General features: G+C 67.6%; 13 protein-coding genes. 9 read left to right on the top strand and 4 right to left on the bottom strand.

Annotation, left to right across the window (positions count from 1 at the left end; translation table 11 throughout):
• The first annotated feature begins 77 nt into the window (after positions 1-77).
• The 9 genes from ACSQ9I_RS16015 (at position 78) to ACSQ9I_RS16055 (ending at position 9,206) form a co-directional block, all read left to right on the top strand.
• Positions 78-1,385 (top strand): ABC transporter substrate-binding protein, encoded by a 1,308-nt coding sequence (locus ACSQ9I_RS16015; protein WP_436313744.1) that lies wholly within the window; start codon positions 78-80, stop codon positions 1,383-1,385.
• 119 nt (positions 1,386-1,504) lie between these two features.
• On the top strand, positions 1,505-2,362 hold the full coding sequence (locus ACSQ9I_RS16020; protein ID WP_436304194.1) for a carbohydrate ABC transporter permease: 858 nt from the start codon (positions 1,505-1,507) through the stop codon (positions 2,360-2,362).
• Between the two features lie 10 nt (positions 2,363-2,372).
• Complete coding sequence (locus ACSQ9I_RS16025; RefSeq protein WP_436304195.1) at positions 2,373-3,194, top strand: carbohydrate ABC transporter permease; 822 nt, start codon at positions 2,373-2,375, stop codon at positions 3,192-3,194.
• Between the two features lie 16 nt (positions 3,195-3,210).
• Entirely contained in the window at positions 3,211-4,242 is a 1,032-nt protein-coding gene (locus ACSQ9I_RS16030) for an ABC transporter ATP-binding protein (RefSeq protein ID WP_436290243.1), read from the top strand.
• 13 nt (positions 4,243-4,255) lie between these two features.
• Positions 4,256-5,674, top strand: a complete 1,419-nt coding sequence (gene dalD / locus ACSQ9I_RS16035) for a D-arabinitol 4-dehydrogenase (RefSeq protein WP_436313745.1) — start codon at positions 4,256-4,258, stop codon at positions 5,672-5,674.
• Positions 5,671-6,459, top strand: a complete 789-nt coding sequence (locus tag ACSQ9I_RS16040) for an L-iditol 2-dehydrogenase (protein ID WP_436313746.1) — start codon at positions 5,671-5,673, stop codon at positions 6,457-6,459. The genes dalD and ACSQ9I_RS16040 overlap by 4 nt, the downstream gene beginning before the upstream one ends.
• 13 nt (positions 6,460-6,472) lie before the next feature.
• Positions 6,473-7,411 (top strand): AraC family transcriptional regulator, encoded by a 939-nt coding sequence (locus ACSQ9I_RS16045; protein WP_436290240.1) that lies wholly within the window; start codon positions 6,473-6,475, stop codon positions 7,409-7,411.
• Positions 7,412-7,421: 10 nt separating this feature from the next.
• On the top strand, positions 7,422-8,903 hold the full coding sequence (xylB, locus tag ACSQ9I_RS16050) for a xylulokinase (protein WP_436313747.1): 1,482 nt from the start codon (positions 7,422-7,424) through the stop codon (positions 8,901-8,903).
• 99 nt (positions 8,904-9,002) lie between these two features.
• A complete protein-coding gene (locus tag ACSQ9I_RS16055; RefSeq protein ID WP_436304201.1) occupies positions 9,003-9,206 on the top strand; it encodes a hypothetical protein in 204 nt (67 codons plus the stop codon).
• 33 nt (positions 9,207-9,239) lie between these two features.
• Here ACSQ9I_RS16055 and ACSQ9I_RS16060 read toward each other — a convergent pair whose 3' ends face one another.
• The 4 genes from ACSQ9I_RS16060 to ACSQ9I_RS16075 form a co-directional block, all read right to left on the bottom strand.
• On the bottom strand, positions 9,240-9,563 hold the full coding sequence (locus ACSQ9I_RS16060) for a hypothetical protein (RefSeq protein WP_436313748.1): 324 nt from the start codon (positions 9,561-9,563) through the stop codon (positions 9,240-9,242).
• A 132-nt stretch (positions 9,564-9,695) separates the two neighbouring features.
• On the bottom strand, positions 9,696-11,168 hold the full coding sequence (locus tag ACSQ9I_RS16065; RefSeq protein WP_436313749.1) for a Do family serine endopeptidase: 1,473 nt from the start codon (positions 11,166-11,168) through the stop codon (positions 9,696-9,698).
• A 70-nt stretch (positions 11,169-11,238) separates the two neighbouring features.
• Complete coding sequence (locus tag ACSQ9I_RS16070; RefSeq protein WP_436313750.1) at positions 11,239-12,552, bottom strand: ATP-binding protein; 1,314 nt, start codon at positions 12,550-12,552, stop codon at positions 11,239-11,241.
• Entirely contained in the window at positions 12,549-13,208 is a 660-nt protein-coding gene (locus ACSQ9I_RS16075; protein WP_093108817.1) for a response regulator, read from the bottom strand. Before ACSQ9I_RS16075 ends, ACSQ9I_RS16070 begins: the two co-directional genes overlap by 4 nt.
• Positions 13,209-13,229: the final 21 nt, after the last annotated feature.

Genomic DNA, 13,229 nt, shown 5'->3' on the forward strand with positions numbered 1-13,229 from the left:
GTACCAATTCCGCAAGCAAGAGTCTCCAGAATCCGGGCACGGCGATCGCCTCGTCGCCGACCACAAGGAGACATCACATGAAGCGTTTTCTGAAGGCGGGCCTGGTGCTCGCGCTCGCGGGCGCCGGCCTGGCCCACGCCGCGACCGAACTGGTCATCGCCACCGTGAACAACGGCCACATGATCGAGATGCAGAAGCTCACACCCTTCTTCGAGAAGGCCAACCCCGACATCAAGCTCAAATGGGTCACGCTGGAGGAAGGCACGCTGCGCCAGCGCGTCACGACCGACATCGCGACCAAGGGCGGCCAGTTCGACGTCATGACCATCGGCCTCTATGAAGCGCCGATCTGGTCCAAGAAGGGCTGGCTGCAGCCGATCGCGACCGACGCCGCCTACGACGCCGACGACCTCCTGCCCGCCATCCGCGACGGACTGTCGCACCAGGGCAAGCTCTACGCCGCGCCCTTCTACGGCGAGAGCTCGATGCTCATGTACCGCAAGGACCTGGCCGACAAGGTCGGATTCAAGGTGCCCGAGCAGCCCACATGGGCGCAGGTCAAGGAACTCGCGGGCAAGATCCACGACCCGAAGGCCGGCGTCTACGGCATGTGCCTGCGCGGCAAGCCGGGCTGGGGCGACAACATGGCCTTCCTCACGACCCTGGTCAACACCCACGGCGGCCAGTGGTTCGACATGAGCTGGAAGCCGCAGATCGACACCAAGCCCTGGAAGGACGCGATCACCTTCTACGTCGACATCATGAAGGCCTACGGCCCGCCGGGGGCCTCGGCCAACAGCTTCAACGAAAACCTTGCGCTCTTCAACGAAGGCAAGTGCGGCATGTGGGTGGACGCGACCATAGCGGCCTCCTTCATCAGCGACCCGAAGCAGTCGAAGGTGGCCGACAAGGTGGCCTTCGCGCAGGCGCCGGTCGCGGTCACGCCCAAGGGCGCCAACTGGCTGTGGTCGTGGAACCTGGCGATCCCCGCCAGTTCGACCAAGGCCGAAGCGGCGCAGACCTTCGTCAAGTGGGCGACCTCCAAGGACTACATCAAGCTGGTGGCCAAGGAACACGGCTGGGCCACCGTGCCCACGGGCACGCGCAAGTCGACCTATGCGAATCCCGAGTTCCAGAAGGTCGCCAAGTTCGCCGAGTCCGAGAAGAAGGCCATCGACACGGCCAACCTGACCGACAGCACGCTGCCCAAATCGCCCTACGCCGGCGTGCAGTACGCGGCCATCCCCGAGTTCCAGGCCATCGGCGTGGCGGTGGGCCAGCAGATGAGCGCGGCACTGTCGGGCAAGGTCACGGTCGACCAGGCGCTCAAGACCTCGCAGACGGCGGCCGAACGCGAGATGAAAAAGGGCGGGTATTACAAGTAAACCCCCAGGCTGCGCGCACTTCATGTCGCTTCGCCACCCCCTTGCAGGGGGCACTGCCTGCGGACCGGCAAAGCCGGTTCCGCGGCAGTTCACGAAGCTAAAGACCTGGTGGCCCTAAGATGAACCGATTCCTCCCCCGGGCGCTGATGGCGCCGGCCGTGGTCACGCTCATTCTCTGGATGATCGTGCCGCTGGCGATGACGATCTACTTCTCGTTCGTCACCTACAACCTGATGCAGCCCGGCGATCATCCGTTCGCGGGCCTGGAAAACTTCCACTACTTCGTCACCGACCCGGACTTCTGGGCCTCCGTTGCGAACACCCTGAACCTGATCGGCAGCGTGATCGTGATCACCGTCGTCTTCGGCGTGCTGCTGGCGCTGCTGGTGAACGAGCCCTTCCCGGGCCGCGGCATCGTGCGCGTGCTGCTGATCTCGCCCTTCTTCGTCATGCCGGCAGTCAATGCGCTGCTGTGGAAGCACATGATGATGAATCCCATCTACGGCGTGCTGGCCGACGTGTGGCGCGCCTTCGGCGCCGAGCCCATCGACTGGATGACCGACGTGCCGCTGCTGTCGGTGATCATCATGGTGGCCTGGCAGTGGCTGCCTTTCGCCTGCCTGATCTTCATCACCTCGCTGCAGTCGCTCGACCGCGAGCAGATGGAAGCGGCCCGCATGGACGGGGCCGGCGCGTTCCAGCGCTTCTACTACCTCATCCTGCCCCACCTGGCGCGGCCGATGGCGGTGGTGATCATGATCGAGATGATCTTCCTGCTCTCGGTCTTCGCCGAGATCGCCATCACGACCAACGGCGGCCCCGGCAACGAAAGCACCAACCTCACCTACCTGATCTTCAAGCAGTCGCTGATGAACTTCGACGTCGGCGTGGCTTCGGCGGGTGCGCTCTTCGCGGTGGTGCTGGCCAACATCGTGGCGGCCTTCCTGATCCGCATCATCGGCAAGAGCCTCGACTGAGGGCCACGGCATGCAACCCACCTTTCTGTTCACTTCCTTGCGCGCCGCCGGTGCGTGGGTGGTCACGCTGCTGCTGTTCTTTCCATTGGGCTGGCTGGTGCTGACCGCATTCAAGACCGAGCTGCAGGCGATCGCCGTGCCGCCGCTGTTCGTGTTCGAGCCCACGCTCGGCAACTTCGAAGAGGTGCAGCGGCGCAGCGACTACGTGCTGTTCGCGCGCAACTCGCTGATCACCAGCCTCGGCTCCACCATCATCGGCCTCTTAATCGCCGCGCCGGCCGCCTACTCGATGGCCTTCTTCCGCACCAAGCGCACGCGCGACATCCTGATGTGGATGCTGTCGACCAAGATGATGCCGGCCGTGGGCGCGCTGGTGCCGATCTACGTGATCGCGCAGACCGCCGGCCTGCTGGACTCGCTGACGGCACTCACGATCGTCTTCACGCTGTCCAACCTGCCGATCATGGTCTGGATGCTCTACAGCAGCTACAAGGACATCCCGCACGAGATCCTCGAGGCCGCACGCATGGACGGCGCCAATCTCTGGACCGAGTTCCGCCACGTGGTGCTGCCGCTCTCGGTCGGCGGCCTCGCCTCCACCGGACTGCTGTGCCTGGTGCTGAGCTGGAACGAAGCCTTCTGGGCGCTCAACCTCAGTTCCGCCAAGGCCGGCACGCTCGCCGTCCTCATCGCTTCCTATTCGAGCCCCGAAGGACTCTTCTGGGCCAAGCTCTCGGCCGCTTCGCTGATGGCCATCGCGCCGATCGTGGTCTTCGGCTGGTTCTGCCAAAAGCAACTGGTGCAGGGCCTGACCTTCGGCGCCGTCAAGTAAGGAACGGAGACATTCCATGGCATACCTCCAACTCGACAACATCCAGAAAAGCTTCGGCGACGCCCACATCATCAAGGGCGTAAACCTGGAAATCGACAAGGGCGAGTTCATCGTCTTCGTCGGTCCCTCCGGCTGCGGCAAGTCGACGCTGCTGCGGCTGATCGCCGGACTCGAACCCATCACCAGTGGCCAGCTCATGCTCGACGGCAAGGACATCACGCACATCCCCTCGGGCAAGCGCGACCTGGCGATGGTGTTCCAAAGCTACGCTCTCTATCCGCACATGAGCGTGTACGACAACATGTCCTTCGCGCTCAAGCTCGCGAACGTGGCCAAGGACACGATCAAGACCAAGGTCGACCACGCGGCCAAGACGCTCAACCTCACGCAGTACCTCACGCGCACGCCGAAGGAGCTCTCCGGCGGCCAGCGGCAGCGGGTGGCAATCGGGCGCGCCATCGTGCGGGCGCCCAAGGTGTTCCTGTTCGACGAACCGCTCTCCAACCTCGATGCGGCACTGCGCGGCAACACGCGCGTCGAGATCCACAAGCTGCATCGCGCGCTGGGCGCCACCAGCATCTACGTCACGCACGACCAGGTCGAGGCCATGACGCTGGCGGACCGCGTGGTGGTGCTGCGCGACGGCCTGATCGAGCAGGTCGGCACGCCGATGGAGCTCTACGACCGCCCGGCCAACCAGTTCGTGGCGCAGTTCATCGGCATGCCTTCGATGAACATGGTGGATGCGCGCGCGATCCCGAGCTTCTCGGCGCAGACGGGCGGGCGGCTGCCGAGCGACGGCTTCCTCGGCGTGCGGCCCGAGGGCCTGCGCGTGCACCGCGACCACGGCGCCGGCGCGCCGGGCAAGGTCGAGCTGATCGAGGCCCTCGGCGCCGACACCCTGATCCACGTCGAAGTCGGCGGCGTGCCGCTGGTCGCACGGCAGAACGAGCGCACGGAGCTGCAGGCCGGCGACGTGGTGAGCGTCGAGCTCGATCCCTCGGTGCTGCATTTCTTCAACCGTGAAGGCCGCACCGTTGCCGCCTGAGTTCCATCACGCCATGCCATCTTCCACTCCATCCGAATTCGTGGTGCTTCACCTCGGGCTCGGCTCCTTCCATCGTGCACACCAGGCGGTCTACCTGCAGCAGCTGATCGAGGCCGGCGACACGCGCTGGTCCATCGCCGGTGCCAACCTGCGGCCCGACATGGCCGAGGTGCTCGCCGCCCTGCGCGCGCAGGGCGGCTGCTACACGCTGGAGACCGTGTCGCCCGCGGGCGAGTACCGCTACCAGCGCATCGAATCGATTCGCGAGGTGCTGGACCACGACCCGGCGCTCGACACAGTGATCGCGCGCGGCGCCGATGCGCGCACGCGCGTGATCTCCTTCACCGTGACCGAATCGGGCTACTACCTCGATCCGCAGGACCGGCTCGATTTCACGTCCACCGAACTCGCCGAAGACCTCGCACGCGCGAAGCGCGGCGAAGCCGGCAGCACGATCTACGGCGCGGTCTGCGCGATCCTGCGTGCGCGCCGCGCGGCCGGCACAGGGCCGGTGACGCTGCTCAACTGCGACAACCTGCGCCACAACGGCGAGCGCTTTCGCAAGGGGCTGCTGGAATTCATCGAGCAGGCCGGCGAACAGGATCTGCTCGGCTGGGTGCGCACGCACACGACCTGCCCCAACGCGATGGTCGACCGCATCACGCCGCGGCCGCCGCCCGAGCTGCGCGAACGCGTGCGGGCCGCGACCGGCTGGAACGATGCCGCACCTGTCATGGGCGAGAGCTTCATCCAGTGGGTGATCGAGGACGACTTCGCGAACGGGCGGCCCGACTGGGCGCGCGTCGGCGTGCAGCTGGTCGATTCGGTGCTGCCCTACGAAGAGGCCAAGATCCGGATCCTCAATGCAAGCCACAGCTGTATCGCCTGGGCCGGAACGCTGGTCGGGCTGGAGTTCATCCACGAGGGCACGCAGGACCCGCTGATCCGGCAGATGGCCTACGACTACGTGACGGACGACGTCATCCCCTGCCTGAACGCACCTGGACACGCCAGCCCGGTCGACCTGCCGGCCTACCGCGACCTGGTGCTCGAGCGCTTCGGCAACCCGGCCATCCGCGACACCAACCAGCGCGTGGCGATGGACGGCTTCTCGAAGATCCCGGGCTTCATCGCGCCGACCGTGCGCGAACGCCTGGCGCAGGGCGAGCGCATCGCCAGCGTGGCGATGCTGCCGGCCCTGTTCCTGGCTTTCCTGCGGCGCTGGCATCAGGGCACCCTGCCCTACACGTACCAGGACCAGGGCATGGACGAGGCCACCGCGCACGCGATCTGCGACGCGGTCGATCCGGTTGCAGCGCTCTGTGCCGATGCCGGCCTCTGGGGCGATATCGCGGGCGACACGCGCCTCACGCAGGCCGTGCGCGAAGCCGGCGCGCGCGTTCGAACACTCGTCGAAGGAGTAAGACCATGACGGACCGCCTCGCACAGCACCACGTGCTGGTGACCGGCGCCGGCGGCGGCATCGGCCTGGCGATCGCCGAGGCCTGCCTGGCCGAGGGTGCAAGCTGCACGCTGGTCGACCGCTCGCCCGCGCCTTCCGACGGCGTGGCGCTGCTCCAGCGGACCCATTCGACGCGCGTGGTCTACCTGCCGGCGGACGTGACCGACACGAACGCGGTCGCGCACCTGCTCGATGCGGCGCAAGCCGCAAACGGGCCGGTCCACACCCTGGTCAACAACGCCGCCGTCTTCGACATGGCGCCGCTGCTGGAGAGCGACGAGGCCTCCTTCGACCACCTGTTCGCGGTCAACGTGAAGGGCATGTTCTTCGTGATGCAGCGCGTGCTGCAGCACATGGTCGATGCCGGCACGGCCGGTGCCTCCGTCATCAACATGGCCTCGCAGGCCGGCCGCCGCGGCGAAGCGCTGGTCTCGCACTATTGCGCGACCAAGGCCGCCGTCATCAGCTACACGCAGAGCGCAGCGCTCGCGATGGCGCCGCACGGCATCCGCGTCAATGCCATCGCGCCCGGTGTGGTCGACACGCCGATGTGGAGCCATGTCGATGCGCTGTTCGCGAAGTACGAGGGGCGCCAGCCCGGCGAGAAGAAGCGCCAGGTCGGCCTCGAGGTGCCGCTCGGCCGCATGGGCACGCCGGACGACATTGCCGGCGCCGCCGTGTTCCTGGCCAGCGACGAGGCGCGGTACATCACCGCGCAGACGCTCAATGTCGACGGTGGTAACGTCATGAGCTGACGAGGACACGGCCATGACATCGGTGCGCCACCGCCACCTCCCCCGCCACCGGGAGCCCGAGCTCGAGCGCGACATCACGCGTTCGCCCTCGCTCGGCTACGAGGCGCCCGAAGAAACTGGCCTGGTGCGTTGCCTGGCGCACGGCTTTCCGAGCCCGCTGGTGCGCTGGCACTTCCACGAAGAATACGAGCTGCACCTGATCACCGAGACCTCGGGCAAGGCCTTCATCGGCGACTGGATCGGGCCCTTCGAGCCCGGCCACCTGGTGCTGTGCGGGCCGCGGCTGCCGCACAACTGGATTTCGCTCGATGTGCCGGCGGGCGGCGCCGCCGGGCGCGACCGCGTGATCCAGTTCCGGCATGAGCCGATCGAACGCGCGGCCGTGGAAATTCCGGAGCTGCGCGAGGTGCTTCAGCTGCTCGAACGCGCCCGCCACGGCATCGAATTCTTCGGCTTCGCGGAACGCGCTCTGGCGCACTGGGATGCGGTCAAGGCGGCGCGCGGCCTGCGCCGCTTCGCCCTCTTCTGCAACTACCTGGCCGACCTCGCCCAGTGCACCGACTACCGCCTTCTCTCCAACGTCCAGATGCAGGGCGTGGAAGGCGATGCCGAGGTCGACCAGATCAACGTCATCGTCAACCGCATCACCGCCAACCTGGCCGAGCCGATCGTGATGGCCGACATCGCCGCCGAGCTGGGCATGAGCGAAAGCCGCTTCAGCCGCTTCTTCAAGCGCTCGACCGGCAACAGCTTCACCGATTTCGTGAACCGCGTGCGCATCAACAGCGCCTGCCACCTGCTGATGCAGACCGATCACTACGTGACCGACATCTGCTATCAGGTCGGCTTCAACAACGTCGCCAACTTCAACCGCCGCTTCCTGGAGATCAAGGGCATGACGCCGACCGAATTCCGGCGCCAGAGCGACCATCGCTTCGGCGGCGGCGCGTGAGGACCCGCACTTGTACCTCGGACTCGATCTCGGCACCTCCGAGCTGAAGGCGCTGCTGCTGGCCGACGATCACCGCATCGTCGCGCTGGCACGAGCCCCGCTCAGCGTCAGCCGGCCGGCGCCGCTGTGGTCGGAGCAATCGCCTTCGCAATGGTGGGAGGCATTGGAAGCCGTCATGGCCGAACTGCAGCGCCATCACGCTGCCGCCTTGTCGGCCGTGCGTGCGATCGGCCTGTCGGGCCAGATGCACGGCGCCGTGGCGATGGATACGCAAGGCCGGGTGCTGCGCCCCGCCATCCTCTGGAACGACGGCCGCAGCGCCGCCCAGTGCGACGCGTTGACGGCGCGCGTGCCGCGCCTCGCCGCGATCGCCGGCAACCTCGCCATGCCGGGCTTCACCGCCCCCAAGCTGCTGTGGATGCGCGAGCACGAACCGGAGCTATTCGCACGCATCGCCTGCGTGCTGCTTCCCAAGGACTGGTTGCGCTACAGGCTGAGCGGCGAACTCGCCAGCGACATGTCGGATGCGTCGGGCACGCTGTGGCTGGACGTGGCCGCGCGCGACTGGTCCGACGAACTGCTCGCCGCCTGCGGCCTCACGCGCGCGCAGATGCCGCGGCTGGTGGAAGGCAGCGCCGCCGCGGGGCGGCTCAAGCCCGAGCTCGCGCGACGCTGGGGCCTGGCGCCCGCGGTCGCGATCGCGGGCGGGGCCGGCGACAACGCAGCCAGCGCGGTCGGCATGGGCCTCGTCGATGCCGGCGAGGGCTTCGTCTCGCTCGGCACCTCGGGCGTGATCTTCGTCTGCGGCGAGCGCTTCGAGCCGAAGCCCGAGGCCGCCGTGCATGCCTTCTGCCACGCGCTGCCCGGGCGCTGGCACCAGATGTCGGTGATGCTCTCGGCCTCCAGCGCCGTGAGCTGGGCCGCGCGCAGCTTCGGCCTGGGCAACGAGGCGACGCTGCTTGCCGCGGCTGCCACGCTCGATGCCGAAGCGCGCCGCCGCGCGCCGCTGTTCCTGCCCTATCTCTCAGGCGAACGCTCGCCGCACAACGACGCGAATGCGCAGGGCGTGCTCTTCGGCCTGACGCATGCGCACGGGCCGGCCGACATCGCCTATGCCGTGGTGGAAGGAGTGAGCTTCGGCCTGCGGGACGGGCTGGACACGCTGGCCCGGCCGGCCGGCGATCTGGTGCTGGTCGGCGGCGGCGCGCGCAGCGCCTGGTGGGCCCAGCTGCTGGCCGACATCCTCGAACTACCTCTTGCGCTATGCGAAGGCAGCGAAGCCGGCGGCGCGCTCGGTGCGGCCCGGCTTGCCTGGCTGGCGGACGGCGGCACGCAAGCCCGGGTGTGCCTGCGGCCGGCGGTGCGGCAGCGTTTCGAGCCGGCCGGAACGAAGGCCGAGGTCCATGCCGCGCGCCATGCACGCTTCAAGGCGCTGTATGCGAGCTTGCGCGCCTGCTTCGCCGACAACCGATCGACGCAAAAGAATGGATGACGTCATTCGACGCCGCTTCCGACCTATGCCGCCTGGACAGGCAACGATGCGACCTTCGGCGGATTGGCCGATGGCGCCGCAGCAGCTACCTTCGAGGCCATGCCATCACTGCTCAAGTTCGCAGCCCGATGCCGCGCCTCCTTTGCGGCGTCCGGCGAGAACGGGCATTCCTCGAAGCCTGTGAGCGGGCCTGCGCAGCCCTTGCTGGTCTTGCGCGGCGTCTCGCAGCAGGGAACGATCCGCGCGCACGCGGCCAAGGTGATCGCGATCACCGCGCTGCACTTCGGTACGCAGATTCGATAGATAGACGGATCTGCTGTGCCTGGCCTGCCAGGCTTACAGCATCGAGTGACCGGTGGTGAGCATGCAGGAATCCGCATCCATCGTCGATGCGGCTGCGGCGGACGGCTTCGGCACGCCTTCTCCGAGGCCAACCGGCGCCATGGGACGGCCGAAGGGTGCGAGCCCTTGCAGTACGCGCAGTGCCGAGGCGCCCTGAATGAGCGCCTCCGAATAATCGGGCAGGCCCCGGGTCGAGGAGTCGACGGGCCGGTACACCAGGCACTCCTCCGAATCCGCCTGCACTGCCTCCATCAGAACCCAATGAAATTCATTGGGCTCGAGTTCGAGCACAGTCAGGGCGAGATCGCGAAGCACCATAGGGAAACCTCTTATTCAGCTTGTTTGGGCGAATTGTTACAGCCGGTTAATCATCCACAAAGGCACTTTTGCACGATGTGTGCTCGTGTGACTCCCCTTCGCCAACGCCGTAGCGGGCGGCTGTGACTTCCATCAGCCGATGCGCACGGGCACGAAGATCCGGTCACCGTCGCGCTGGATGAGCAGCGCGATCGACTTGTCGGCCTTGTTCACCACCTCGCGCACCTGCTCGACGCTCTTTGCGGGCGTGCCGTTGATGGCCAGCAGCACGTCGCCCGCCTGCACGCCGGCGAGCGCCGCCGCGCCGCCCGCATCCTCGATCAGGAGGCCGCTCTCGACCGCGGCCTCGCGCTTCTCCTGCGGCTGCAGCGGTCTGAGCGCGAGACCGAGCTTGCCGCCGCCGGCGCGCTCGTCGTTCTTCGCCACCGTGCTCGCCTTTTCACTCGCATCGCCCAGCCTGGCGCTGAGCTCCTGGCGTGCGCCCTGGCGCCAGACATCGAGCGTGACCTTGGTGCCGGGCTGCTTCTGGCCGATCACGGCCGGCAGGTCGCCGGAGGCGACGATCGGGTTGCCGTCGACCTTGCGGATCACGTCGCCGGAGCGCAGGCCGGCCTGGTCGGCCGGGCCGCCCTTCTCCACGTTCGACACCAGCGCGCCCTCGGGCTTGTCGAGCTTGAAGGAGTCGGCGAAAGTCTGGTTCACCTCCTGCACCGCGACGCCCAGCCGCGCATGGCTGACGCGGCCGGTGGCGACGATCTGGTCCTTCACCTGGATCGCGACGTCGATCGGGATCGCGAAGGACACGCCCTGATAGCCGCCGCTGCGGCTGTAGATCTGCGAGTTGATGCCCACCACCTCGCCGCGCGTGTTGATCAGCGGCCCGCCCGAGTTGCCGGGGTTGATGGCCACGTCGGTCTGGATGAAAGGCACGTAGCTGTCGTCGGGCAGCGAGCGGCCCTTGGCGCTCACCACGCCTGCCGTCACGGTGTTCTCGAAGCCGAAGGGCGAGCCGATCGCAAGCACCCATTCGCCCGGCTTCAGCTCCTTGGTGTTGCCCAGCGACAGGGTCGGCAGGTTCTTCGCGTCGATCTTGAGCACCGCGATGTCGGTCTTCTCGTCGGAGCCCAGCACCTTGGCGCGGAACTCGCGGCGATCGGTCAGCTTGACCGTCACTTCCTTCGCGTCCTTCACCACGTGGGCGTTGGTCAGGATGACGCCGTCGGCGCTCACGATGAAGCCCGAGCCCTGTCCGCGCACCGGCATCTCGCGCTGCTGCTGCTGCTGTTTGCCGCGTGGGCCCATCTGGCCCTGGAAGCGGCGGAAGAACTCGAACATCGGATCGTCGGGATCCATGCCGGGGATGCCGGCCACACCCTCCATCGAAGTCTTCATGGTGCCGGTCACGCTGATGTTGACGACGGCGGGACCGTTGCGCGTGGTGATGGTCGAGAAGTCGGGCATGGTGACCATCGGCGCGGCCACGGCGGGCGCCGGCGTGTTCACGGCATTTGCACTGGTGTAGGCGCCCGCGCCGACGGCGCCGATGACGCCCGCGGCCGACAGGGCGAGAACGAGCGCGCGGGGCGAGTTCAGACGGACATTCATTGAAGTTCCTTTCGAGGTGTCAGTTGGAAACACGATGAAAGGAATGTCGGTCCGCTCGCTTAAGCCCGCCTTAAACAGTTCTGGGAAAACGCACGCTCACCCGCAGGCCACCCAGGCTGCCGGAGCCATCGATAGCCAGCGTCGCGCCATGCAGGTCGGCGATCGACTTCACGATCGCCAGCCCGAGACCGCTGCCCGCCGCCTGCGGCTCGCCCGAGCGATAGAAGCGGTCGAGCACGCGCGAGCGCTCCTCGGCCGGCAGGCCCGGGCCGCTGTCTTCCACGCTGAGTTCCACCCCCTCGGCCGACGCCGCGATGCCGACGTCGACGCGGCCGCCCTCGGGCGTGTACTTCACGGCGTTGTCGAGCAGGTTGCGCAGCAGCGTGCGCAAGGCCTCGGCCTGGCCGCGTACCTCGGCCGCATCCGCGCGCGCCATGCCGATGTCGATCCGGCGTGCCTGGGCGGCGGCAATGGCATCGGAGATCGCGAGCCGCGCGACCTCCCGCAGGTCCACCGGTTCCGCCCCGGCGCCGGCGGCGGCGCTGGCTTCGTGCCGCGCCAGCGCCAGCATCTGCTCGACCAGCCGTGTCGCGCGGTCGATGCCGGCTGCCAGCCGGCCGACGGCGAGCTCGCGCGCGGCATCGTCGGGCGCGCGCTGCAGGCTCTGCACCTGCAGCTTCAAGGCCGCGAGCGGCGAGCGCAGCTCGTGCGCCGCATCGGCCACGAAATGCTTCTGCGCCTCGAAGGCCCGGCGCACGCGATCGAACAGCAGGTTGAGTTCGTGCACCAGCGGGCGTACCTCCTCGGGCAGGCCGCTTTCGCTGACCGGCGAGAGGTCGTCAGCCTGCCGGGAGGCAACCTGGCTGCGCACGCGCGCCACCGGCGCCAGCGAGCGGCTCACCACCCACCACACCACCAGCATCAGCAAGGGCGCCGCCAGCGCGATCGGCCCGACGGTGCGCAGCGCGAGCGTTCCCGCCATGGTGCGGCGCGCCGCCATGTCCTGCGCCACCTGGATCACCAGCCCGGCGCTCTGGATCGAGAACACCCTGTACGTGGTGCCGCGCGCCTGCACGTTCGAGAAACCCAGCACCGCGCGCTGCGGCAGTGCGGCACGCGCGGCCGATTCGAAGATGCGCACGCCGTCGGCCGTCCATATCTGCACGACGAATTCGAAGTTCTCCTCGCCGCCGCCGAGCCCGCCCACGGCCGCACTGGGCGGCAGGCCCGCGCGCAGCGAGAACGCCATCTGCTGCATGTGGTAGTCGAAGATCTCGTCGGCTTCCTTGAGCACCGTGCGATAGGCCACGAAGGCCTGCGTTCCTGCTGCAAGCACGATGGCAGCCAATAGGAACCACAAAAGACGCGCGCGTAAGGACTTCATTCCTTGGGCACCATGTAGCCCACCCCCCGCACATTGCGAATGAGATCGGCGCCGAGCTTCTTGCGCAGCCCGTGCACATAGACCTCGACCGCGTTGCTGCTGATCTCGTCCTTCCAGCCGTAGAGCTTTTCTTCGAGCTGCGCGCGCGAGAGCACCATGCCCGGCCGTGCGATCAGCGGTTCGAGCACCGCCCATTCGCGCGCCGACAGCACCACCGGCTGGCCGCCCACGGCGACTTCGCGCGTCGACGGATTGATGCTGACACCCAGATGCTCGTAGACCGGCTCGGCCCGCCCCGATGCGCGGCGCAGCAAGGCCCGGATGCGCGCCAGAAGCTCGTCGAGGTCGTAGGGCTTCAGCACGTAGTCGTCGGCGCCGGCATCCAGGCCCTCGATGCGCTGCTGCACCGAATCGCGCGCCGTGGCGATCAACACCGGCATGCGCTGCTTGCGGGCGCGCAGCGAACGCAGCACCTCGAGGCCGTCGCGGCGCGGCACGCCGAGGTCGAGCAGCACCAGGTCGTACTGCTGCGTGCGCAGTGCGGTGTCGGCAGCGTCGCCGTCCTTGACCCAGTCGACCGCGTAGTTCTCGGCGCGCAGCAGGTCCAGCACGGCCTCGCCGATCATCACGTCGTCTTCGAGCAGCAGCAGTCGCATCGTCGTTCATCCGCACAAAGG

Source organism: Variovorax sp. LjRoot84 (assembly GCF_964254305.1).
Taxonomy (GTDB): Bacteria; Pseudomonadota; Gammaproteobacteria; order Burkholderiales; family Burkholderiaceae_C; genus Variovorax.